This window comes from Nocardiopsis oceanisediminis (genome assembly GCF_048595525.1).
Taxonomy (GTDB): Bacteria; Actinomycetota; Actinomycetes; order Streptosporangiales; family Streptosporangiaceae; genus Nocardiopsis_A; species Nocardiopsis_A oceanisediminis.
In genome coordinates this window covers 2060819-2084943 of record NZ_JAFMZJ010000001.1, presented here as the reverse complement: position 1 = coordinate 2084943, position 24125 = coordinate 2060819, and the positions used below count along the sequence as shown (strand labels likewise).

Annotated in this window: 15 protein-coding genes; 9 read left to right on the top strand and 6 right to left on the bottom strand. The window is 74.8% G+C overall.

All coding sequences use genetic code 11. From position 1 onward, the window contains the following. Positions 1-54: 54 nt before the first annotated feature. Together J0910_RS09380 and J0910_RS09375 are read right to left on the bottom strand one after the other, a co-directional pair. Complete coding sequence (locus J0910_RS09380) at positions 55-642, bottom strand: GTP-binding protein (RefSeq protein ID WP_420158137.1); 588 nt, start codon at positions 640-642, stop codon at positions 55-57. Between the two features lie 233 nt (positions 643-875). Continuing rightward, positions 876-2348, bottom strand: coding sequence for a uracil-xanthine permease family protein (locus tag J0910_RS09375; protein ID WP_420158136.1), 1473 nt, complete (start codon positions 2346-2348; stop codon positions 876-878). A gap of 570 nt (positions 2349-2918) precedes the next feature. Between J0910_RS09375 and hisS the strand changes: the two genes are divergently transcribed. From hisS to J0910_RS09355, 4 genes are all read left to right on the top strand, one after another. Then, positions 2919-4241, top strand: a complete 1323-nt coding sequence (hisS, locus tag J0910_RS09370) for a histidine--tRNA ligase (protein ID WP_420158135.1) — start codon at positions 2919-2921, stop codon at positions 4239-4241. A 573-nt stretch (positions 4242-4814) separates the two neighbouring features. Further along, positions 4815-7217 (top strand): LuxR C-terminal-related transcriptional regulator, encoded by a 2403-nt coding sequence (locus J0910_RS09365; protein WP_420158134.1) that lies wholly within the window; start codon positions 4815-4817, stop codon positions 7215-7217. Between the two features lie 293 nt (positions 7218-7510). Further along, the gene (locus J0910_RS09360; protein WP_420158133.1) at positions 7511-10006 is read left to right on the top strand and encodes a LuxR C-terminal-related transcriptional regulator; all 2496 of its coding nucleotides are present in this window, start codon (positions 7511-7513) and stop codon (positions 10004-10006) included. A 514-nt stretch (positions 10007-10520) separates the two neighbouring features. Further along, positions 10521-11348: an AMP-binding protein gene (locus J0910_RS09355; protein WP_420158132.1), complete on the top strand. Its 828-nt coding sequence runs from the start codon at positions 10521-10523 to the stop codon at positions 11346-11348. Between the two features lie 92 nt (positions 11349-11440). Here J0910_RS09355 and J0910_RS09350 read toward each other — a convergent pair whose 3' ends face one another. From J0910_RS09350 to J0910_RS09340, 3 genes are all read right to left on the bottom strand, one after another. After that, positions 11441-12313, bottom strand: coding sequence for a TIGR03619 family F420-dependent LLM class oxidoreductase (locus J0910_RS09350; RefSeq protein WP_420158131.1), 873 nt, complete (start codon positions 12311-12313; stop codon positions 11441-11443). Positions 12314-12794: 481 nt separating this feature from the next. After that, entirely contained in the window at positions 12795-13751 is a 957-nt protein-coding gene (locus J0910_RS09345) for an alpha/beta hydrolase (RefSeq protein WP_420158130.1), read from the bottom strand. Positions 13752-14116: 365 nt separating this feature from the next. Then, complete coding sequence (locus J0910_RS09340) at positions 14117-14614, bottom strand: ATP-binding protein (protein WP_420158129.1); 498 nt, start codon at positions 14612-14614, stop codon at positions 14117-14119. Between the two features lie 392 nt (positions 14615-15006). On the opposite strand from J0910_RS09340, the gene J0910_RS09335 reads away from it, so the two are divergent. The 5 genes from J0910_RS09335 to J0910_RS09315 all read left to right on the top strand — a co-directional run bounded on the left by J0910_RS09335 (position 15007) and on the right by J0910_RS09315 (position 21698). Further along, a complete protein-coding gene (locus J0910_RS09335) occupies positions 15007-15993 on the top strand; it encodes an ATP-binding protein (RefSeq protein ID WP_420158128.1) in 987 nt (328 codons plus the stop codon). A 575-nt stretch (positions 15994-16568) separates the two neighbouring features. Then, the gene (locus J0910_RS09330; RefSeq protein WP_420158127.1) at positions 16569-18158 is read left to right on the top strand and encodes an ABC transporter substrate-binding protein; all 1590 of its coding nucleotides are present in this window, start codon (positions 16569-16571) and stop codon (positions 18156-18158) included. 53 nt (positions 18159-18211) lie between these two features. Continuing rightward, entirely contained in the window at positions 18212-19165 is a 954-nt protein-coding gene (locus J0910_RS09325) for an ABC transporter permease (protein WP_420158126.1), read from the top strand. After that, a complete protein-coding gene (locus J0910_RS09320; RefSeq protein WP_420158125.1) occupies positions 19162-20049 on the top strand; it encodes an ABC transporter permease in 888 nt (295 codons plus the stop codon). The genes J0910_RS09325 and J0910_RS09320 overlap by 4 nt, the downstream gene beginning before the upstream one ends. After that, entirely contained in the window at positions 20049-21698 is a 1650-nt protein-coding gene (locus J0910_RS09315) for an ABC transporter ATP-binding protein (RefSeq protein ID WP_420158124.1), read from the top strand. Before J0910_RS09320 ends, J0910_RS09315 begins: the two co-directional genes overlap by 1 nt. A 33-nt stretch (positions 21699-21731) precedes the next feature. Here the strand turns inward: J0910_RS09315 and pta are convergent, their stop codons facing one another. Continuing rightward, positions 21732-23786 carry a phosphate acetyltransferase gene (gene pta, locus J0910_RS09310; RefSeq protein ID WP_420158123.1) on the bottom strand — a complete coding sequence of 685 codons (2055 nt, stop codon included), beginning with the start codon at positions 23784-23786 and terminating at the stop codon, positions 21732-21734. Positions 23787-24125 lie beyond the last annotated feature (339 nt).

Below are 24125 nucleotides of genomic sequence, written 5' to 3'. Positions count from 1 at the left end.
GGTGTGTGTTCCGGCACATCCGGCGCGGGCCGGGCACGGCCGCCCGGGCCGGGCTCAGGTGACGAGCTGGGCGCTCTGCCGCGCCTCCACCGCCATCGCCCGCTTGACCAGGACCACCAGGGTGTCCAGCACGGACTGCCGGTCGCGGGCGTCGCAGTGCACGATGGGCACGCCGTCCTCCAGGTCGAGGGCGTCGCGCAGCTCCTGGTCGGTGTAGCCGGAGCCGCCCTCCTGGGCGAAGTCGTTGACCGCGATGAGGAACGGCAGCCGGTACTGCTTCTCGAAGTAGTCGATGGCCTGGAAGGAGTCCTCCAGGCGGCGGACGTCGACCAGGATGACCGCGCCCAGGGCGCCGCGGACCAGGTCGTCCCACATGAACCAGAAGCGCTGCTGGCCGGGGGTGCCGAACAGGTAGAGCACCAGGTCGGTGTCGAGCGAGATGCGGCCGAAGTCCATGGCGACGGTGGTGCTGGTCTTGTCCGGGGTCTGCGACAGGTCGTCGATCCCGGCGCTCGCCGCGGAGACCGCGGCCTCGGTACGCACCGGCGGGATCTCCGAGATGGCGCCCACGAACGTCGTCTTCCCGACACCGAACCCGCCGGCGACGATGATCTTCGTAGAGAGCTTCGGTGACTCGTTCACTGCGTCTTCAGGTCCTCACGACTCCGGGTTGCGGCGGGACCGCGAGGAACCGGGATAGCCCGCCACAAAAGGGATACGGTCCCCACGACTGCGCGCAGAAGACCTTCCAGTGAACCTAGCACCGTCGGGTCGCGCTGTGTGACCGGATGAGCGAGTTGGCCGGAAACGCCGCCCGGGACGGGACGAACACCCCGCCCCGGGCGGCGGGGAGCACCCGCGGGCGCTCCCCGCCCCTACCCCTGGCCGCGCTCGGGGTCCGCCCCCTCGCCGGGCTCCGGCCCGGGGCCGTCCGGGGAGCCCCGCTCCGGCTCGGCGTCCTCGGCGCGGACCGCGTCGGACCCGGTGCCCAGCACCGTCCCGGCGCCCTGCGCGGGCGCCGCCGCCGGTCCGGCCGGGCGGGGCCGCATCGATTCCGGGGCCAGCCGGTACAGCATGTGGTAGCCGGCCAGCGTGATGAAGGTGCCCAGCGCGATCCCCTCGACCGCGAACGCCTCGGTGAACTCCAGCCGCACCCCGCCGATGCCGGCGACGAGCCCGGCGGCGAGCGGGACCAGCACCACCGGGTTGCCGAAGTCGACCCGGTTCTCCACCCAGATCTTCGCGCCGAGCAGCCCGATCATCCCGTAGAGCACCACGGTGATGCCGCCGAGCACGCCCTCCGGGACGGCCGCCACCAGGGCGCCGAACTTCGGGCAGAGGCCGAACAGGACCGCGGCCAGCGCGGCGGCGTAGTAGGCGGCGGTGGAGTAGACCCGGGTCGCCGCCATCACCCCGATGTTCTCCGCGTAGGTGGTGGTGGGGGCGCCGCCGACCGCGCTGGACAGCGCGGTGGCGATGCCGTCCGCGGCGATGGCCCGCCCCATGTAGGGGTCGAGGTCGTCGCCGGTCATCTCCTGGACCGCCTTGACGTGCCCGGCGTTCTCCGCGATCAGCGCGATCACCGCGGGCAGCGCCACCAGCGCGGCGGAGGCCTGGAACTCCGGGGCGTGCAGCTCGGGCAGGCCGAACCAGGCCGCCTCGGACACCGCGGACAGGTCGACGCGCGGCGCGGCGCCGCCGTCCGGCAGCGCCGCCGGGCCGGCCAGGAGGTCGGCCAGCCAGGACAGCGCGAAGCCGAACACCAGGCCGAGCAGGATCGCGATGCGCCCGGCGAATCCGCGCAGCAGCACCGTCGCCAGGATCACGAAGGCCATGGTGGCCAGGCCGATCCACTGGTCGAAGGGCCAGTAGCTGTCCGCGACGACCGGGGCCAGGTTGAACCCGATGAGCATGACCACCGCGCCGGTGACCGCCGGCGGGAAGGCCGCCAGCACCGCCTTGGGCCCGATCAGGTGGATCACCCACCCGGACAGCGCCAGCACGACCCCCGCGACGCAGACCGCTCCGGTGACCAGCGCCGGGTTCGCTCCGTCCGGCGAGATGAGCGCGGCCGCGCCGACGAAGGAGGCGCTGGACCCGAGGTAGCTGGGGATCCGGTTCCGGACCATGAGCAGGAACAGGACGGTGGCCAGCCCCGACATCATGATCGCCAGGTTGGGGTCGAGCCCCATCATCAGCGGGAAGACGAAGGTCGCCCCGAACATCGCCACCACGTGCTGGGCGCCCAGCCCGGCGGTCCGCCCCCAGGAGAGCCGCTCGCCCGGCGCGACGACCTCGCCGGGGGGCGGTGCGCCGCCGTCGCCGTAGAGCTTCCAGATCGGCTTCATCAGGGCCCTCCGCGATCCATGCCCGAAATATGACGATCACCTAGAATGCCGGATGTTTACGCGGGTCCGGCCAGGATGTGCGCGGGCACCGGGGGCTCCGCCCCTCCGGACCCCCGGCGGCGCGCGGACTTTACGACATTGTGAGCGGCCCGTTTCGGCCGCCGGGAATGCTGTCCGGGACCGCCCCGGGGGGTCTACCGTGGTAGTGAGGCCTTCGACGCGGCGCCGGCGATCGCATCCTGGCACAGCGGTATCGCACGGACACCCGCAAGGACGGTCCTCACCGTCGCACGGGGCGACGACCGGGCGGAGCACTCCGCCCGCCGCCCTCCGATGCCCGGTGGCCCCACCGGCCCACTCTCCGTCCATGTGGGCCGGTGGCGGCGTCTCGGCGCGGCCGCCCGCGCAGGCCCGCCCACCGCTCCGGCGCTTCCCGGCCGGACCGCGCGCGCACCGGCGGTGACGTGCCGTTCCGCCCCGCACGCCCCGCTCCGCCGGTTCCGCCGCACCGCGGCGCAGGCCCTACCATTGGTCGCAGTCCCGTACCGGCCGAAGGAGCCAACCGAACCGATGTCCGATCAGCGCGTCATCCGCCCGACCCCCATCAGCGGCTTCCCCGAGTGGCTGCCGGAGACCCGGTCCGTGGAGCAGCGCTGGCTGGACCATATCCGGGCGGGGTTCGAGCGCTACGGATTCGCCTCGGTCGAGACGCCCTCGGTGGAGAACCTGGACGTCCTGATGGCCAAGGGCGAGACCTCCAAGGAGGTCTACACGCTGCACCGGGTGCACGACGACGGCGACGACTCCGAGGCCCGGCTGGGCCTGCACTTCGACCTGACGGTCCCGTTCGCCCGCTACGTCGCCCAGCACTTCAACGACCTGGTCTTCCCGTTCAAGCGGTACCAGATGCAGCGGGTCTGGCGCGGCGAGCGCCCGCAGGAGGGCCGCTACCGCGAGTTCACCCAGTGCGACATCGACGTGATCAACGTCGACAGCGTGCCGCTGCACTTCGACGCCGAGGTGCCGCGCATCGCGCACGAGGTGCTCTCCGGGCTGGACCTGCCCGCCTGGACCATCGGCATCAACAACCGCAAGGTGCTGCAGGGCTGCTACGAGGGGATCGGCGCCGCCGACCCGATGGCGGTCATCCGCGCCGTGGACAAGCTGCACAAGATCGGCGACGACGGCGTCCGCCTCATCCTCACCGAGGAGGCCGGCCTCACCTCCACGCAGGCCGACACCTGCCTGGAGCTGGCCCGGATCCGCGGCGCGGACCGCTCGGTGGTCGACGCCGTCGGCAAGCTCGGCATCCGCTCCGAGCTGCTCTCCGAGGGCCTGGAGGAGCTCGGCTTCGTCCTGGACTCGCTGGCCGACATCGAGGGCGGCGTGCTGGCCGACCTGTCCATCGCGCGCGGCCTCGACTACTACACCGGCACCGTCTACGAGGCCGCCTTCGACGACGACCCCGACTACGGCAGCATCGTCGCCGGCGGCCGCTACGAGAACCTGGCCGGCCAGTTCATCCGGCGGCGGCTGCCCGGCGTGGGCATCTCCATCGGGCTGACCCGCATCTTCGCCAAGCTCGTCGCCGAGGGCCGGCTGGCCGGCGGGCGGACCTGCCCGACCGACGTGCTGGTCGTCGTCCCCTCCGACGAGCGCCGCGGCGAGGCGCTGCGCACCGGTGCGCTGCTCCGCGGGCGCGGCTTCAACACCGAGGTCTTCCACCAGGCCTCCAAGGTGGGCAAGCAGGTGCAGTACGCCTCGAAGAAGGGCATCCCCTTCGTCTGGTTCCCGCCGTTCGACGACGGCAGGCCGCACGAGGTCAAGGACATGGGCAGCGGCGAGCAGTACGAGGCCGACCCGGCCGCCTGGGAGCGCCCGGCCGCCGGCTGAGAGACCGCCGGGTGTGCGGGCGGTCGCCCGGAGCGCTCGGGCGCGGTCCGGGGCCCGGCGCCGCCGCGGCCGCTGCGGGGAGGCCTCGCGGGGGTGGGCGGTGTGCGCCTCCGGCGCGGGCCGGCCGGACCGCGGGCGGACGGAGAAGCGCGAGGCGGTCCCCCGGTGACCGGCCGGGCACCCGACGGCCTCTGCGGCGGGCGGCGCCGCGCGGCGCCCCTCCCGGCGGTCCCGGCACCGCGGCCCCCGCCGGAGCGCTCCGGCGGGGGCCGCCCTCCTGCGGCACCGCTCCCCCTCCGGGGGAGCACCCCTTTCCCCGGCCCGCGGCCGACCGCCCCCGGCTCCCGCTACCCCTGGTAGCGGATCACTCCGCCCGAGTAGCGGCCTCACGGCTCCCACCTGGGGCTTCCCGTCCGCAGGTGCCGGAACCGGCCAATCCGCGAACACCGCCCGCGCCCCGTGGAAGACTTGGCGCCGGGACGGAACAGGCCGCCGCTGCGGCCCGCGACGTCCTCCCGTCGCGGTCGCCCCAGTGTGAACGAGGCCATGTCAGACCCCCGCCATAACCTGCCCTTGTCCGCCGCCCCCATCGGCCGCGAGCGGGACACCGCCGACATCCTCCGGATCGTCCGGAACTCGCGCTCGGTATCGCTCGTCGGGGCGGGCGGCATCGGCAAGACCCTCCTCGCCGTCCGCGTCGCGGAGGCCGCCCTGCCCCACTTCGAGCACGGCGCCCGCTTCGTCGACCTGAGCCGCGCCTCCACCCCGGAGCAGGCGACCGCCGCGATCGGGCACGCGCTCGGCATCCCCGAGTCCTCGGACGCCTCCGCCGCGGAGGCGGTGGCGATGGCGCTGCGCTCCCGCTCCGTGCTGCTCCTGCTGGACACCTGCGAGCACCTCACCCCCGCCCTGGGCGGGCTCTGCGAGGAGCTGCTCGCCGCCTGCCCGCGCCTGCACATCCTGGCCACCGGGCGGGAGCCGCTCCGGGTCGGGCGCGAGGTCGTCTGGCGGGTCCCGCCGCTCGCGCTGCCGCCCGCCGCGCCCTCCCCGTCCGGGGGGCCCCGGCCCGAGCCGGCCCGCTCCCCGGGGGAGGCGCTGCGGCACGAGGCGGTCCGGCTCTTCGTCGAGCGCGCCACCGCGGCCCGGCCCGGGTTCAGGCTGACCCCCGGCAACACCGAGGCGGTGCTGCGCATCTGCCGGATGCTGGAGGGCGTCCCGCTCGCCCTGGAGCTGGCGGCGGCCCGGATCCGGGTGCTCAGCGCCGAGCAGGTGCTGGAGCGGCTGGACGACCGGTTCCGGCTGCTCGCCGCCGGGGCGGACGGCCTGCCGCCCCGGCAGCGCACCATGCGCGCCGCCCTGGAGTGGAGCCACGACCTGCTCGCCCCGGAGGAGCGGGTGCTCTTCCGCCGCCTGGCGGTGTTCTGCGTCTGGACCGCCGACAAGGTGGCCCCGGTGTGCGGCTTCCGCGGGCTCGCGGCCGGGAGCGCCGAGCGGGCGCACGCCGCCCTGGTGGACAAGTCGCTGATCACCGCGGATACCCACGAGGACGGCGCGGTGACCTACCGGATGACCGAGACGGTGCGCGCCTTCGCCGCGGAGCGGCTCGCCGAGGCCGGCGAGGAGGACGAGGTCTGGCGGCGCATGCTGACCACCGCGGCGCCCTACCTGGAGGGGCTCGCGTCCCGGCTCACCGGCCGGGTCGACTGGGAGGAGCGGATGTTCAGCATCCGCATGCTCGACCGGTGCCTGGAGAACACCCTGCAGATGCTGGACCGGGCGGTGCCGCTCGGACTGGTCCAGGAGGGGCTGCGGATCTGCGTCGCGCTGCGCTTCCACTGGTTCGTGCGCGGCCTGCAGGCCCAGGCCCGCTCCCGGCTGGACCGGCTGCTCGCGGTGCCCGCCGCGCGCACCCCGGTCCGCGCGCGGGCCGCGGCGGTCCGCTCCGAGCTGCTCCTGCCGCTGGCCGGGCCGCGGGGCGCCGCCTGCGCCGCCGAGGACGCCGTGCAGACCGCGGTGGCCTGCGACGACGATCCGGCGCAGGGCATCGCGCACACCGCGCTGGCGATGGCCTCGCTCCGCCTGGGGGACGGCGCCGCGGCGCTGCGGCACGGCCGCCGGGCGCTGCGGCTGGCGATCGCCTCCGGGGAGCGGCTGACCGAGATCTGCTCGCTGGGCGCGCTGTCCCAGATCGCCCGCTCGCGCGGCGACTTCGACTCCTCCGAGGTCTTCCTGACCCGGGGCATCGCGATCGGCCAGGAGATGGGCGACCGCTGGTGCGTGGCCCGCTGCCTCAACGCGCTGGGCGTGGTCTCCACCCGCCGGGGCGACATGGAGGCCGCCGCCCGGCAGCTGGGCGAGGCGCTGAACGTCTTCGTCGAGATGGAGCTGCTGCCCGACATCGCGCGCTGCACCGCCGGCCTGGGCTACCTGGACCTGGCCCGGGGCGACGTCTCCGGTGCCCGCCGCCGGCTCTCCTCCTGCCTGCGGCTGAGCATCGCCAGCGGGCGCAGGCTGGCGGTGGCCCGCGCGCTGGAGGCGCTCGGCGGACTCGCCGCCGCCGAGGAGCAGCCGGAGCGGGCCGCCTCGCTGGCCGGCGCCGGGGCCGCGCTCCGCGCCTCGCTGGGCCTGGCCGCCCCGCACGCCGAAGCGCTCCGCGCCGAGGCGGCGGCGGTGCTCTCCGAGGAGGCCGCGGAGGAGGCCTGGAATGCCTGGCGCGCGCTGCCGCTGGAGCAGGTGGTGGAGCGCGCCCTCTTCTTCCCGGCTCCGCGCAGGGCGCTGCCCTCCCTGCTCACCCGCAGGGAGAGGGAGATATCGGTACTGGTCAGCAAGGGCCTGTCCAACCGGGAGATCGCCGAGCGGCTCACCATCAGCCAGGCGACCGCCGCCCGGCACATCGCCAACATCTTCCGGAAACTGCTGTTCACCTCGCGCACCCAGCTCGCCGAGTGGGTGCAGCGCAACGGCCTCGCCCCCTGAGTACGGCCGGTGCACAACGCGCATACACCCGCACTCCTTGTGATTACGCCGGATCGCCTCCGATTCCGCCGTATCGCTTGCACGACCGCGACCCACCCACTAAGAACAGAGCACAGAGCCCTGCAGACGACCGTCATGGAACCCGTACCGGACCCCCTGCCGAACGACGTCCCGGCGCCCCCGGGCCTCCTCGTCCGGGAGCCTGCCGCACACGATCCCCGTCCCTCCGACCCACAGGTAACGCCCTTACCCTCAGGCAAGGTGAGAGCGGCCCCCGACCGCCTGATCGCGTGATGGCCATGGCACCTCGAACCGCGCCCGCGCGGCAGAACCTCCCCCAGGAATCCGACAGCTTCATCGGCCGCGAGCGCGACCTCGGCGATCTGCTCCGCCTGCTCGCCGCCGACCGGGTGGTCACCCTGTGCGGGGTCGGCGGGGTCGGCAAGACCCGGCTGGCGCTGCGGGTCGCCGTGCACGCCACCGCCGCCTTCCGGGACGGGGTCTGGCTGGCCGAGATGGCGGGGGTGTCCACCCCGCACGAGGTGGCGGCGCGGGTGGCGGCGGCCGTCGGGGTCACCGAGGAGACCGGGCGGCCGCTGGCCGAGACGCTCCGCGACGCGCTGCGCACCCGCCGGGTGCTGCTCATCCTGGACGACTGCACCCGGGCCGCCGCGGACGTCGCCGAGCTGGGCGCCGAGCTGACCGGGTCCTGTCCCGACGTGACCCTGCTGATCACCGCCGACGCCCCGCTCGGGCTGCCGGGGGAGGCGGTCTGGCACGTGCCGCCGCTCGCCCTGCCCGGCGAGGAGGGCGACCCGCGCGAGGCCGAGGCCGTCCGGCTCTTCCTGGACCGGGCCCGCACCGCCGACCCGGACTTCTCCGCCGACCCGGAGGCGGTCGCGGCCGCCGCCCGGATCTGCCGGGAGCTGGACGGGGTCCCGCTCGCCCTGGAGCTGGTCGCCGCCTGGCTGCGGCGGATGCCGGTGCACCGGGCCGAGGCCCTGCTGGGCGCGTCGCTGCACCCCTCCGGCACCCCGCCCTCGCGCGGGCGGGCCGAACCGCCCCGCCCGCGCGAGGGCGAACCGGCCCGGTCCGCGCCCCGGGCCCGGCTGCTCCGCGCCGCGCTGGAGCAGAGCCACGCCCTGCTCGGCGAGGAGGAGCGGGTGCTGCTGCGCAGGCTGTCGGTCTTCGCCGACTGGACCCTGGAGTCGGCCGAGCGGGTCTGCCCGGACGCGGACCTGCCCGAGAGCGCCGTGCTGGACCTGGTCTCCTCCCTGGCCGAGCGGTCCCTCATCGCGCTCACCCGGGAATTCCAGGGGCGGGCCCGCTACCGGCTGCCCGGTGCGGTGCGCGCCTTCGCCGCGGAGCGGCTGGCCGCCGCCGGCGAGGAGGAGGCGGTGCGGCTGCGCCACCGCGAGCACATGCTGCGCATCACCGAGGAGATGGGCTCCTCCTCGGTCGGCGGCCGGCTGATGCCCTGGGCGGAGCGGTTCGCGCACTGGCTGCTCGCCTCGGTCGAGTACGACGACATCCGCGCCGCCCTGCACTGGACCGCCGAGCGCCGCGACGCCGAGGAGGGGCTGCGGCTCTGCGCCGCGCTGCGCCCCTACTGGGGCACCGGCTACCACTTCACCGAGGGCATGGGCTGGACCGAGCGGTTCCTGGCCATGCCGGACGGGTCCGGTCCGGTGCGGGCCCGCGCGTCGGTGACCGCGGCCGAGCTCTCCTGGGCCCGGGGCGACCTGGACTCCGCCCTGCACCACGGGCGCACCGCGCTGCGCCTCGCCGAGGACGCCGGCGACGATCCGACGGCGGCGGCCGCGCTGAACATGCTCGCGCTGGCCGCGCTCCGCTCCGGGGCGGCCGAGGAGGCCGCCGGGCACCTGGAGCGGACCCTGGCGCTCGCCCGGCGGAGCGGGGACCTGTGGAACGAGGCCATCGCGCTGAGCACCCGGGGGGCGCTGGCCGCCCGGGGCGGGAACTTCACCGAGGCCGATGCGCTGTACAGCGCGGCGCTGATGATCCTGCGCGGCATGGACCACCGCTGGGGCGTCGGGGTGTCGCTGATCGGCCAGGCCACCGCGGCCGAGCGGCAGCACGACATCGCCGTGGCGGACCGCTGCTACCGGGAGTCGCTGGACATCCAGCGCGAGATCGGCGCCGCCCCCGAGCTGGCCCGCTGCCTGTTCGGGGTGGGCCGCATCGCACACGCCTTCGGGGCGACCTCGCAGGCCTACGACTACCTCGCCGAGGGGCTGCTGCTGAGCCAGAGCACCGGGCAGCGGGCCGGGGTCGCGGTCGGCCTGGCCTCCATCGCGCGGGTCGCCGCCGGGTCCGGCGAGGTCCGCGGCGGCTGCATCCTGGCCGGCGCCGCCGCGGCGCTGCGCGAGCGCGCCGAGCCCGGGCGCGCCCCGCGCCCGCCGGCGGTCCAGGGCGAGGAGCTCGGCATCGCCCCGGGGACGCTCTCCTCGCTGCTGCGCGAGGGCCGCCGGCTGCCGGTGGACGAGGCCGTCGGGCTGGCGCTGCGGATCACCGAGACCGGCCGCCTGCCCCGGCAGCGCCAACCGGAGCGGAAGGGCCCGCGGTCGACCCGGCGCGTACTCACCCCGCGCGAGCGGGAGATCGCCCGCCTCGTGGCGCGGGGCATGGGCAACCGGGAGATCTCCGAGCGGCTCTTCATCACCCCGGCGACCGTCGCGCGGCACGTCGCCAACATCAACCGGAAGCTCGGGTTCCACTCGCGCAAGCAGATCGCCGCGTGGGTCGCCGCATCTCCCCTCTCCGAGTAGTACCGCTTCTGACCTGCACTCACACAAAGCCCATCCGCCTCAGGACAGAAAATACATATGCAGCTGCACACGTGGATGCATGTGCAAACGCCCGGGAAGGCGCTAGTGTCAGGGACATGGGGACGCGCTCCCCGCCCGTCCCGGCGGCGGGCGGCGGGCCGCCCCGCGGGCCTTGGAGGTGCGAGCCTCCGGGGCTCCGCGAAGTCCGGCCGAGGCCGTCCGGGCCGCTCGACCCCGCTTCGCCACCTTTCGGGGGCGCGAAGCGGAGGCCCGTTCCGGCACCGCGGATTCGCTGGAGGACCGCCCGTCCCCGGGTGCGGAGAGGGGAGGCACCCGGGGCGGCGGACGCGGCGCTACCGGGCTCGCCACGTGGAGGGGGCGTGACGAGCCCGGCTGGCGCAGGCGGCGCGGGGGGCATCCCCCGCGCGCCGCCCTCCGGCGGTCGCCGCACGGGCCGCGCGGAGCGGACGGGCGGCAGGCGCAAGAGCCACCTCGCGCGAAGGGACACCACCCCATGAGGCACCACCCGGTCCCCGCTTCCGACGGAGGTGCCCCCGCGGGGTCGCTCAGCGGCGGACTGCTCGACCGGCTCCGCTCCTCGGCCCTCTCCCCCGCGGTCTCGGCTCCCGGCGGGCAGCGCATCCCCGGCTCCGTCTTCGCCTCCACCGTGGAGCGCGCCGCGGCCGGCCTGCGGATCAGGGGGGCCCGCCCCGGCGATGTGACCGCGGTGCTCTGCCCGCACTCACCGGACCGGCTGATGGCCCTGTTCACCGTGCTGGCCGCCGACGGCGCGGCGCTGCCGCTCCGCGCGGACGCGCCCGCCTCGGCCCTGGTCCACCTGCTCACCGCCACCGAGACCCGGATGGTGATCGCCGACGCGTCGCTGGCCGGCGCCGCCCTGCGGCTGGCCGACCGGTCCCGGGTCCGGCAGGTGCTCGCCTTCGGCCGGGTACCGGGGACGACCCCCTTCGACGAGCTGCTGCTGCCGGGCCCCGCCGCGCCGCCGGGCCCGGCCCCCTCCGGCCTTCCCGGGCCGCCCCCCGGGGCCCGCGCGGGCCGGGCCGACGGCGCCCTGCTGGAGCACCGGCCGGTCGGCGACCGCCCGCGGACCGTGCTGCACACCCGCGCCGACCTGCTCCGACGCCGGGCGGAGCTGCAGCGCGAGCTCGGACTCGGCGCCGCGGACACCGTGGCCGTCGACGCCCTCACCTCGGAGCGCGACCGGATCGCCCTCACCGCCGCCGCCCTGTGGAGCGGCGCCTCGGTGACCACCGTGGCCACCCCCGCCGAGGCCCCGGAGGCCACCGTCCGCAGCTCCCCCGCCCCGTCCCGCACCCGCTGACCGGTCCCGCCGGCCGGTCCGCCCGGCCCCGGGCCCGGCGGCGCACGGCCCCGTCCGACGCCTCGGGCACCCGGTGGGCCCCGTCCTCCCGCTCAGGGCGGCGGGGCGGGGGCGGCCGAAGCGCCGCGCGGGAGGAGGCCGTGGTCGCGGGCGAAGCGCTCGACGGCGGCGACCGCTTCGCGGCCGCGCCGCCAGGGGCGGACGATCAGGGTGTGCACGCCCGCCGCGGTCCAGGCGGCGGTCTCGTCCGGGCGGCATCCGCCCTCCGCGTGCGCCACCACCTCGAACGGTTCGGCCCCCCGGCCGGCCTCCGCGCGCAGCCGGCGGAGTTCGGCGGCGGCGCCGGCCACCCGCACCGGCGGTGCGGGCATGGAGATCCACCCGTCGTTGCGGGCGGCCCTGCGCAGTGCGGCGGGGGACTCCCCGCCGATCAGGATCGGTACGGCGCGCCGGGGCGGCTTCGGTTCGAAGGCGACCTCGGGGAAGGGGAAGTGCGGTCCGCCGTGGGCGACCGCCTCCTCGCTCCACAGCCGCCGCAGTACGCCGATCGCCTCGTCCAGCCGGGCGCCGCGCTCCGCGAAGGGCGCGCCGACCGCGTCCCATTCGGCCCGGTACCAGCCGGCCCCGGCGCCGAGCACGGTCCGGCCGCCGGCGATCCCGTCCAGGGTCGCGAAGGCGCGGGCGCTGACCAGGGGATGGCGCAGTCCGAGCAGGTAGACGGCGGTTCCGAGCCGGACGCCCCGGGTGGCCGCGGCCAGTGCGGCCAGCCGGACCGGGGCGTCGTAGAGCGGGGTGGACGGCCGGATCGGCGCCCGCCCGCCGGGGTAGCCCCGCATGCCGTCCCCGGTGGCCAGCACCAGGTGCTCGGGGAGCCAGACCGAGTCGAACCCGAGCTCGTCGGCGACGACGGCGAGGTCGTGCCAGGCGTCCGGGTGCACCAGCCCGAGGGGGATTCCGAAGCGCACGGCACCCTCCGATCCACCTAGCGGTTGCTTGGCAAGCGTAGGCGGGGTGCGGGAGCCGGTCAATCGAGGGCGGCGGGCGAGAGCGGGGCGGCAGGGCCGAACGGGCCCGGCGGACGCCGAGGAGAGGGCCGCCCTTCCCCCCGGACCTCCAGTGGGGTTTCCGGGCACCGGCCCGGCCGAGACGGTGCCCGCCCGGCGCTCTGCGGTACGGGGCGGCGCGCGGGGCCCCGGCCCCTGCACGGTGCCGCGCGGCCCCGCCCCGGCCGGGCGGGGAAGGCCGCCGCCGGCGATCCGGGGGGGAGGGAGCGGCGGGAGCGGAGGCCGGCGGAGGTCCGCCCGGCACCGCGGCACCGCTCGGAGGGGAGGCGCGTACCGGAGCGCCGGACCGGGGGCCGGTCTTGAACCGGCCGCGCGGTGCGCACCGCTCCCGCCCCGCCCGGTCGGCGCCGTACCCGGCGCGGGCCGGGCGGGAGCGCCGCCGTCAGGCGCCGCCGCGGGACCCGGCGAGCGCCTTGCCGAGGGCCTCGAAGGCCGGCCTGGCGGCGGCGCGGGCCGCCGGTACCGCGTGCATCCAGCGCAGGAAGCTGTGCACCATGCCCGGGGAGTCCTTCACCTCGACCGGGACGCCGGCGGCGCGGAGCCGGTCGGCGAAGGCCTCGCCGTCCGCGCGCAGCGGGTCGAGCTCGGCGGTGAGGATGAACGTCGGCGGCAGCGCGGACAGCCCTTCGGCGCGCCCCGGGGGCATGTACGGCGGCAGCGCGGAGAGGTCCTGGTCGCCGAGGAAGGCGCGCAGGTACCAGCCGAGCTCCTCGCCGCTCATCCCGCCGGAGGTGTCGGCCCCCCCGGAGGCGGAGAAGCCGCCGCCGGGGGCGGCCCCGGTGCCCGGGTAGACGAGCAGCTGGAAGACCGGGGCCGGCAGGCCCCGCTCGGCCGCCAGCAGGCCGGTGCAGATGGAGAGGAAGCCGCCCGCGCTGTCTCCGGCCACCGCCACCCGGTCCGGGTCGCCGCCCAGCTCGGCGGCGTTGGCCAGGACCCAGGCGTAGGCCGCGAACGCGTCCTCCACCGCCGCGGGGAACCGGTGCTCGGGGGCGAGCCGGTAGTCCACCGAGACGGCGACCGTGCCGGCCTCCTCGGCGAGCAGCCGGACCGCGTTGTCGTGGGTGTCCAGCCCGCCCACGACGAACCCGCCGCCGTGCAGGTAGACGGTGACCGGAAGCCCGGTCCCGGCCGACGGCCGGTAGATCCGGACCGGGATCTCCGGGGCGCCCTCCGGGCCGGGGATGCTCCGCTCCTCGACCGCGTACGGCTCGGCGAGCCGGGGCGCGCTCAGCGCCTCCTCGCGCTCGCGCGCCCGCTCGCCGGGAACGTCGAGGCCGTCGTCGAAGACGACCTCGGTGAGCGTGCCGAGGTACTCCTCCAGCACGGGGTCGATCGCCATGCCGCCCGCGCTCCTCTCATCGCGCCGCCGCACCGCGCGGGGCGCGTTCATCCGTCGTGCTCGTCCCCGCCGCGACCTCGCAGGACGGCGGCGGGCGGTCTGCCGCCGCAGAATACACAGCTCACGGACGCTCCCCGCGGCGGGGGCCCGGTCTTCGGCCGGGCGCGGGGCGGGCCGGTCCGCCCGCTCACCCGGCGGAGGGGCGGGGCCTCAGGCCGCTGCCGGGAGATCGCGCCCCAGGGCGGTGGTCTCGGAGTCGCGGGGGCATCAGAGCGCTCTGATGCCCCCGCGACTCCGAGATCACCGGGAGAGGAGGGCCGGGGCGGGGGTTCTTCTGCGCCCGCCGCCTTCTCCCATCGGCGGTCTCAGGCCTCGGGGAGGTCGATCTCGAACCAGGCGACGTGGGTGCTGTCGGTCCAGTACTCGCCGCTGCGGGAGGTGCAGCTCTCGATGATGAGCTTGCCGCGGCCGTAGTCCCCGTCGGACTCGCGGAGGACGCCGTCCGCGCCGACGCCGTCGGACCGCTTCTCGCCCTGGTCGGCGACGGCCACCCGGACGCTGCCGCGGTCGGAGCGGATGAACAGGGTCATCACCCCGCCGACCTGGCCGGACCGGGAGTGCAGCAGCGCGTTGGTGGCCAGCTCGCTGGCGGCCAGCTCGGCGTCGTCGACCGCCTCGCAGGGACCCTGGACGCCCTCCAGGAAGTCGCGGACGCGGGCGCGGATGGAGCGGACCGCGGTGAGGTTCCCGACGCAGCTCCACACCGTGTGGTCGGTGGCGACCTCTTCGGCGAACTCGCCCGCTTCCAGATCGCGCAAGGGATCGGCAGCGGCGTATTCCCGAAGTCGCTGCGATTCGGTCATCCCCGTGTCACTCCCATCACCGGACGGCGGTAGCCGCTGGCCTCACCTTAGACAACGGCGCACCATGACCAGGACAGCACACCGGGGCCCGGTTGATCTCGGATACCTCACAAAACGCGGGCCCGTGTCCCCCCGGGATACGACAAAGCTCCCGGCCGGTCTCGGCGGGCCCCATCCGACCTGCGCCTTCCTGGCATTCCCGGCTCCCTCCCGGAGATCCGGCCGCCCGGCCGGGACACGCCGGGCGGCCGGTTCGGTGAAATGGCTGACACGACCCCGGACAGGAACGATAATCGTTGCCATTCACGGCCCCCCGCCCCCTCGGGAGCCGTGCCCGCGCCGCCCGGGACCGCCCGGGCGGCGCTCCCCGACCACGTCACGGAAGGCCAGCCATGAAGATCGCGTTCGCCGGCAAGGGCGGCAGCGGCAAGACCACTCTCTCCGCGCTGTTCACCCGGTTCCTCGCGGACGCCGGGCACACCGTCGCGGCGATCGACGCCGACATCAACCAGAACCTCGGCCAGGCGCTCGGCGTCCCGGCGGAGCGGCTCGCCGCCCTGCCGCCGCTCGGCGGCCACCTGACCGAGATCAAGGAGCTGCTGCGCGGCGCCAACCCGCGGATCGGCGGCACCGAGACGATGGTGAAGACGACGCCCCCGGGGCGCGGCTCCCGGCTGCTCGACCTCTCCCCGGACAACCCGGTGCACCGCCGGTTCGGCATCCGGGCGGAGGGCGCCGTGCTCATGGCCACCGGCCCGTTCACCGAGGAGGACCTGGGCGTCGCCTGCTACCACTCCAAGGTCGGCGCGGCCGAGATGTACCTGAACCACCTCGTCGACGGGGCCGGCGAGTACGTCGTGGTGGACATGACCGCGGGCGCCGACTCCTTCGCGTCCGGCCTGTTCACCCGGTTCGACGTCACCTTCCTGGTCGCCGAGCCGACACTGCGCGGGGTCGGCGTCTACCGGCAGTACGCCGACCACGCGCGCGACCACGGGGTGCGCATCATGGTCATCGGCAACAAGGTCGAGGACGCCGCCGACGAGGCGTTCCTCCGCGAGCACGTGGGCGACGCGCTGGCCGCCTGCTTCGGCCGGTCCCGCTTCGTGCGGTCGATGGAGAAGGGCGCGCACCCCGGCCTGGACGAACTGGAGCCGGAGAACCTCAAGACGCTGGCGTGGATGCGCGACGCGGTCGACGCGACCCGGAAGGACTGGGCCGCCTTCACCCGCCAGGGCGTCGAGTTCCACCTGCGCAACGCCGAGGCCTGGGCCGGGGCCGCCACCGGCGCCGACCTGAGCGCGCAGGTGGACCCGGAGTTCGTGATGGGGCCGGAGGCGCTCGCCGCCTCCCGGGCACTGCTCGGCGCACCGGCCTGAGCCGGCGGGGCCGGGGGCGGGCGGGGCGCGGCGCTCCGCCCGCCCCGGCGCCCTCCCCCGGGTCCGGGAGGGGCTCCCGGGAGGGGCTCCCGGCCGCCGGCTCCGCACTGTCCGGCCGGCCCCGCGGACAGTCCTACCGAGCAACCGTTTGATACTACGCAAAACCGGCGAAATCAACCTCAAACAACAAGGTTCAGCGACTCGGCGGCATCGATTGAGTCACGAACCCACCCCCCGGAATGACAGCTTCAGTGCACTCGGCCACTCTTTCGCCATTCGAACGGCCGTGCGCACGACGCAACTTGCGATTATCGCACAATCGCACGTCAAGCCAGCTTTTATCACGCTCTGTGCATAATGCGAAGCAGGCCTCCGTCACACCCGTTATCACACAGGGTTCCCCATTGAACACGGTTTGACGTCCCTGTTCGAGGTGATGACTATCGGTTGGGTCGGCGCGGGCCGCCCGCCCGCTCCGACGGGTGCCGCCCGCCCCCTTCCCGGTCAGCCGCCTCCCCGGCTCGGCGGCCGGACCGGCGCCCTTGCCCTGCCCCGAGCGCGAACCGAGGTGTCCCGTGTCGTCCATCCCCAACGAGTCCGGCCATCAGCGTCCCGCCCCGGAGGCCGGACCGGCGCCGACCCGCAGAACCGTCCTGATGGCGGGTGCGGCCGGCGCCGTCGTCGTTCCGGCCCTGGCCGCCTGCGGCGGGGGCGGCTCGGGATCCGGCTCCGGAGGCGGCCGGCTCCGCGTCGGGGTCGCGGGCGGCTCGTCCAACGACACCGTCGACGCCCACCAGCCCACCGACAACCCCGACATCGCCCGGGTCTACAACCTCTACGCCGGGCTGTGCCGGTTCGCCTCCGACTTCACCGTGCAGATGGCGCTGGCCGAGTCGCTGGAGCCCAACAAGGAGGCCGACGTCTGGACGGCCAAGCTCAAGAAGGGGCTGACCTTCCACGACGGGTCGCCGGTCAACGCCGACGCGCTCATCTTCACCCTGGAGCGGATCACCGACCCCGACCGCCCGGGCACCAGCTCCGAGCAGCTCTCCCAGATGAAGCGGGACGACCTGAAGAAGGTCGACGACCTCACCGTCGAGATCCCGTTCAAGGAGCCCTTCGTCACCTTCAAGGAGCTCTGCGCCGAGTACGCCATGGGCCTGGTCCCGGAGGGCTACGACCCGGAGAAGCCGGTCGGCGCCGGCCCGTTCACGTTCAAGGAGCTCACCAAGGGCGAGCGGAGCGTCTTCTCCGCCTTCGACGACTTCTGGGACGGCCGGCCGCAGATCGACGAGCTGGAGATCATCAACTTCGCCGACGAGAGCGCCCGGGTCAACGCCCTGGTCAGCGGCCAGGTCGAGGTGATCGCCCAGGTCCCGCACAGCCAGATCGAGGTCATCGAGGGCAACGAGAACCTGCAGATCCTGGAGTCGGAGTCGGGCATGTGGCTGCCGTTCACCATGCGGGTGGACGAGAAGCCGTTCGACGACGTGAAGGTGCGCCAGGCGTTCCGGCTCATCGTCGACCGCCAGCAGATGATCGACCAGGCCCTGAACGGCTACGGCCTGCTCGGCAACGACATGTACTCCCGGTTCGACCCGTACTACAACGAGGACCTCCCGCAGCGCGAGCAGGACATCAAGGAGGCCCGCAAGCTGCTCAAGGACGCCGGCTACGAGGACGACCTCGAAGTCGAGCTGGTCACCGGCCCGATCAGCGCCGGCGCCGAGTCCGCCGCCCAGGTCTTCCAGGAGCAGGCCAAGAAGGCCGGCGTCAAGGTCGAGCTGAAGCGCGTCACCAGCGAGGAGTTCTACGGGGACAACTACCTCAAGTGGACCTTCGCCCAGGACTTCTGGAGCGCGCGCCACTACCTCACCCAGGCCGCCCAGGGCTCCTACCCCGGTGCGCCGTTCAACGAGACGCACTGGGACGACGAGGAGTGGATCGAGCTGGTCGACGAGGCCCGCGCCACCGTCGACGACGAGAAGCGCGGCAAGCTGATCAAGAAGGCGATGAAGATCGAGTACGAGCGCGGCGGCTACATCGTCTGGGGCTTCCCGAGCATGATCGACGGGATCAGCAAGAAGGTGAAGGGCTTCGAGCCCTCGGTCGTCGGGCACCCGCTGGGCGGCTACAACTTCCACGCCGTGACGATGGAGGCCTGACCGGAGGGCCCCACCGCGCTTCCCTCGTCCGCAGCGACCCGAAGGTCCTCCCCATGACACGTCTGATCCTGTACCGCCTCGGCTACGGGGTGCTGACCCTCTTCGTGGTCTCACTCGTGGTCTTCGGTGCGACGCAGGCGCTCCCGAGCGACCCGGCCCAGGCCATCCTGGGCCGGGAGGCCGCCGACCCGGCCCGCCTGGAGGCCCTGCGCCAGCAGCTCAACCTCGACCAGCCGCTCGCCCTGCAGTACTGGAACTGGCTGGCCGGCGCCGTGGTCCTCGACTTCGGCACCTCGCTGGCCGGCGGCATGCCCGTGGCCGAGCTGCTCGGCCCGCGGATCCAGGCCAGCCTCACCCTGATGCTGATCACCGCGGTGATCGCCGCGCCGATCGCGATGGCGATCGGGGCCTTCGCCGCGCTCCGCCGCGACCGCCGGTTCGACCACACCTCCTCCATGGCCACCCTGGTGCTGGCCGCCGTCCCCGAGTTCGCCGTGGGCATCGTGCTGATCCTGCTGCTGGCCACCGGCGCGTTCCAGGTGCTCCCCGCGGTCTACGCCGGCAGCTCCGAGGACGTGCTGTCCAGCCCGGACCAGCTGGTCCTCCCGGTGCTCACCCTGGCCATCGCGGTCAGCCCGCCGATCATCCGGATGATGCGGGCCTCGATGATCGAGGTGCTGGAGAGCGAGTACGTCCAGCAGGCCCGGCTCAAGGGGCTGCCGGAGCGGGCCGTCATCTGGCGGCACGCCGCGCCCAACGCCATCGGGCCGGTGGCCCAGGTCATCGCGCTCCAGCTGGGCTGGCTGGCCGGCGGAGTGGTCGCGATCGAGTTCCTGTTCAACTTCCCGGGCATCGGCAAGACCCTGATGGAGGCGATCGAGGCCCGCAACCTCCCGGTCATCCAGGCCGTGACCCTGCTGATCGCGGTCGTGTACGTGGTGGTCAACCTGCTGGCCGACATCGTCGGCCTGGCCGCCAACCCGAAGGTGAGGGTGTCGTCGAGATGAGCACCGCTACCGCCGCGGCCGCCCCCGGGGCCGCCGCTCCGCCGCGCCGCCCCGGGCTGTTCCGGACCGCCTGGCGCTACCACCGGACCAAGATCGGCGTCGTGCTGACCGCCGCCGTCCTGCTGGTCGCCGCGGTCGGGCCGTTCGTCAGCCCGTACAGCCCGACCGCCATGGCCGGCACGCCCAACGCCACCGGCATCGACGGCGCCCTGTTCGGCACCGACGACGTCGGCCGCGACGTGTTCAGCCGGTTCCTGCACGGCGGCTACACCCTGGTGGCCATCGCCGTGCTGTCCGCCCTGGCGGGCGTGGCGGCCGGCGCGGTCATCGGCATCGTCGCCGGCTACCTGCGCAACTGGGCCGACGAGGTGCTCATGCGCACCAACGACATGCTGCTGGCCTTCCCGCAGCTGGTGCTGGCGCTGCTGCTGCTGTCCATCCTGGGCCCGCAGGTCTGGCTGATCGTGGTGATCATCGCGGTCTCGCACGCCAACCGGGTCGCCCGCGTGGTCCGCGAGGCGACGCTGAAAGTGGTCGAGCAGGACTTCGTCAAGTCCGCCGAGGCGATCGGCCTGCCCCGGTGGCGGATCATGGCCTCCGAGATCCTGCCCAACATCACCAGCCCGCTCCTCGTCGAGCTGGGCCTGCGGATCACCTACTCGGTGGGGACCATCGCCACGCTGAGCTTCCTCGGCATGGGCCTGCAGCCGCCGACCGCCGACTGGGGCCTGATGATCAACGAGGGCCGGGTGGCGATCACCGTCCAGCCGTGGGCGGTCGTCCTCCCGGTGGTCGCGGTCGCGGTGCTGACCATCGGCGCCAACCTGATCACCGACGGGCTCTCCCGCGCGTCCATCGGCATCGACCGAGGGGTGGAGAAGTAATGAGCGGCAACCCGCAGCAGGAGGCGGGGCTCGCACTGAGCGTGCAGGGCCTGACCGTCATCGGTCGCCCCTCCGACGTGGAGATCATCTCCGACATCACGCTGACCGTGCGGCGCGGCGAGATCTGCGGCCTGGTCGGCGAGTCCGGGTCCGGCAAGACCACGCTGGGGCTGTCGCTGCTGGCGCACTGCAAGCGCGCCACCGAGGTCACCGGCGGCGCGGTCGAAGTGGCGGGCACCCCGCTGACCGGCCTGTCCGAGGCCGACGTGCGCCGGCTGCGCGGGCGGGCGGTGGCCTACATCCCGCAGTCCCCCGCCTCGGCGCTCAACCCGGCGCTGCGGCTCCGCACCCAGCTGGCCGAGGCGCTGCACTCCTGGAACGAGCAGGAGCAGGGCTCCAGGGCCGACCGGGTCCGCGAGGTGCTGCGCGAGGTCGCGCTCCCCGACGACGACGCGTTCCTCTCCCGCTACCCGCACCAGCTCTCCGGCGGCCAGCAGCAGCGCGTCGCGATCGCGATGGCCTTCATCGACCGCCCGGACGTCATCGTGATGGACGAGCCCACCACCGGCCTGGACGTCACCACCCAGGCGCACGTGCTGGAGACCATCCGGAGCATGACCCGCCAGCACGGCACCGCCGGCGTCTACATCAGCCACGACATGGCGGTCGTCGCCGACCTGGCCGACGAGATCGCGGTGATGTACCGGGGCGAGGTGGTCGAGCGCGGCCGGGCGGCCGAGGTGCTGGCCGACCCGGAGCACGACTACACCCGGCGGCTGCTGCGCGCGGTCCCGCTGCTCAAGACCGCCGGCCACGCCGAACCGGAGGAGGACGCCGGCGAGCCGCTGCTGCAGATCTCCGGGCTGCAGGCCGGTTACGGCTCCACCACGGTGCTGCGCGGCATCGACGTGGAGGTGCGGCGCGGCGAGTGCGTGGCGCTGCTGGGCGAGTCCGGTTCGGGCAAGACGACGCTGTCCCGCTCGGTCGCCGGGCTGCACACCCAGTTCAGCGGCGGACTGCTGCTGGACGGCGAGCAGCTGGCGGCCAGCAGCTACCGGCGCACCGCCGAGCAGCGCCGCAGGGTGCAGTACATCTTCCAGAACCCCTACGAGGCGCTGAACCCGCGCAAGCGGGTGCGCGACCTGGTGCTGGCCCCCTACACGCACCTGATGGGGCGGCCGGAGGACCCCGACGCGGTGGTGCACGAGGCCTTGGAGCGCGCGGCGCTGCCGGCCTCCTACGCGGCCCGCTTCCCCGAGCAGCTCAGCGGCGGCGAGCGGCAGCGGGTCAGCATCGCCCGCGCCATCGCGACCAGCCCGGACCTGCTGATCTGCGACGAGATCACCTCGGCGCTGGACGTCTCGGTGCAGGCCGAGATCGTCAAGCTGCTGCGCGCCCTGCAGGACGACGGGATGGCGCTGCTGTTCGTCACGCACAACATCGCGCTGGTCTCCAACATCGCGCAGAAGGTCGCGGTGCTGAACAAGGGCGAGATCGTGGAGTACGGGCCGGTCGGCGAGGTGATGTCGGCCCCGGTCCACGACTACACCCGGGCGCTCATCGCGGACACCCCCGACTTCGAGCTGTCCTTCGGCGAGGCGCCGATGCACCGGGGCGCCCAGGCGCCGGAGAAGGCCGCCGGGCAGTAGCGCCGGCCGGCCCTCCCGCCGGGCCCCGGGTCCTCAGCCGGACCCGGGGCCCGGCTGCGCCTGCACCGCGGTGATGGCGACGGTGTTCACGATGTCCTGCACCAGCGCGCCCCGGGACAGGTCGTTGACGGGCCGGCGCAGCCCCTGCAGGACCGGGCCGACCGCGACCGCCCCGGCGCTGCGCTGCACCCCCTTGTAGAGGATGTTGCCGGTGTTGAGGTCGGGCACGACGAACACGGTGGCGTGCCCGGCGACCGCGCTGTCCGGCAGCTTGGTGCGGGCCACCCCCGGGTCGATCGCGGCGTCGTACTGGATCGGCCCCTCCACCGGGAGGTCCGGGGCGCGCTCGCGGACCAGGTCGGTGGCGCGGCGCACCTTGTCCACGTCGGCGCCGGTGCCCGAGGCGCCGGTGGAGTAGGACAGCATCGCCACCCGCGGCCGCACCCCGAACCGGGCCGCGGTGGCGGCGGAGTCGACGGCGATGTCGGCGAGCTGCTCGGCGGTCGGGTCGGGGTTGACCGCGCAGTCGGCGTAGACCAGCACCCGGTCGGCCAGGAGCATGAAGAAGACGCTGGACACCAGGGACGTGCGGAGCACCTCGAAGGAGGGGCGGATGGTCTGCGCGGTGGTGTGCACCGCACCGGAGACCATCCCGTCGGCCATGCCGCAGTGCACCATGAGCGTGCCGAAGTAGGAGATCTCCCGGACGGTGTCCCGGGCCAGCTCGGCGGTGACGCCCTTGTGCGCGCGGAGCCGCGCGTACTCCTCGGCGAACCGGTCCACCAGGTCCGGGGAGGCCTCGGGGTCCACCACCCGGGCCGCGGACAGGTCCAGGCCGAGGTCGGCGGCGCGGGACGCCACCCCGCGCGGCGAGCCGAGCAGCACCAGGTCCGCGGCGTCCCGGCGGAGCAGCACGTCGGCGGCGCGCAGCACCCGCTCCTCGGTGCCCTCCGGCAGCACGATGGTCCGGCGGTCCTCCCGGGCGCGCTGCAGCAGGGTGTGCTCGAACATGGCCGGGGTGACCGCCTCGGAGCGGGCCACCCGGAGCCTGCGGACCAGCTCCGGCCCGTCCACGGCCTCGGCGAACGCGGCCAGCGCCGCCTCGATCTTGGGGCCGGCGCCCGGCTCGATCCGGCCGCGGGTGCCGGCCATCCGGCCGGCGGTGAGGAAGGTGTCCATCTCGGTGACCGCGACCGGCAGCCGGATGTCCATGCCGGAGAGCAGCCGCCACACCGGTTCGGGCAGGTCGGCGCCGCCGGTGAGGAAGACCCCGGCCAGCGCCGGGAAGTCCGGGGAGGTGTGCGCGGCGTCGATCGCGGGCAGCAGCGCGCTGGCCCGATCGGAGGCCATCACCACGGCGTGGTCGGGCTCCAGCCGGTCCAGCAGGCCGGGCAGCGACATCGCGGCGACGAGCACCCCGGAGGCCTCCCGGCCGAGCCGCTGCTCCTCGCCGAAGAGCAGCCGGCCGTCGCAGGCGCGGAGCAGGTCGCGCAGGGTGGGCGCGCGCAGCCGGGGCACCTCGGGCAGCACGTAGCCCTGGTCGCCGAGGGCGGAGCGGAGTGCGGCGGCCCGCTCCGGGTCGACCCGGTCGACCACCGCGGCCGGCGCCACCGCGTGCTCCCGCTCGACCTCCTGGCGGGCCATGGCGATGGCGTCGGCGGTCTCCTGCCCGCTCCGCTCGGCCCCGGAGACCAGCAGCAGCACCGGCGTGCCCAGGTTGGCGGCGACGCGGGCGTTGAAGGAGAACTCGGTGGCGGTGCCGACGTCGGTGTAGCCGGTGCCGACCACCACCACGGCCGCGTGCCGCGCCGCCAGGGCGTGGTAGGCGTCCACGATGCGCGCCATGGCCTGCTCCGGATCGGCCCGCGCCTCGGCGTAGCTCGCCCCCACGCAGTCCTCGTACCGGTCGGGCAGGTCGAACCGGGCGCGCAGGGTCTGCACGATCGGGTCGCCGGCACCGCCCTCCACCACCGGCCGGAACACGCCGACCGAGCGGACCGCTCCGGACAGCGCCTCGGTGACCCCCAGTGCCACGACCGCCTGCTGGCTGTCGGCATCGGTCGCCGCGATGTACACGCCACTGGCCATGTCGTCCTCCCGCCCTCCACGGTAGGACGCCCCGCCCCGGACGCGCCCGAAGGGCGCGCCCTGTCCGCCCGCCGCCCGTTTCCGGGCCGTCCCGGAGGCGGGCGGCCCCGGCGGAGCGGGCCCGGCGGTCCGCCCCGCGCGGCGCCCGCTCCGCCCCGGTCCTCCCTCCCCCACACGTCGGTCTTGGCGTTGCGGGGATATCAGAGCGCTCTGAATACCCCCTGCGGCGCCGAGATCGACGCGGAAGCGGGACGGTTCGAGGGCGAAGGCCCCGGGCGGTCGGCCGCGCACCCGGCAGGCCCTCAGAGACTGTCGGGTCTCCGGCCGGTCGCCCGGTGG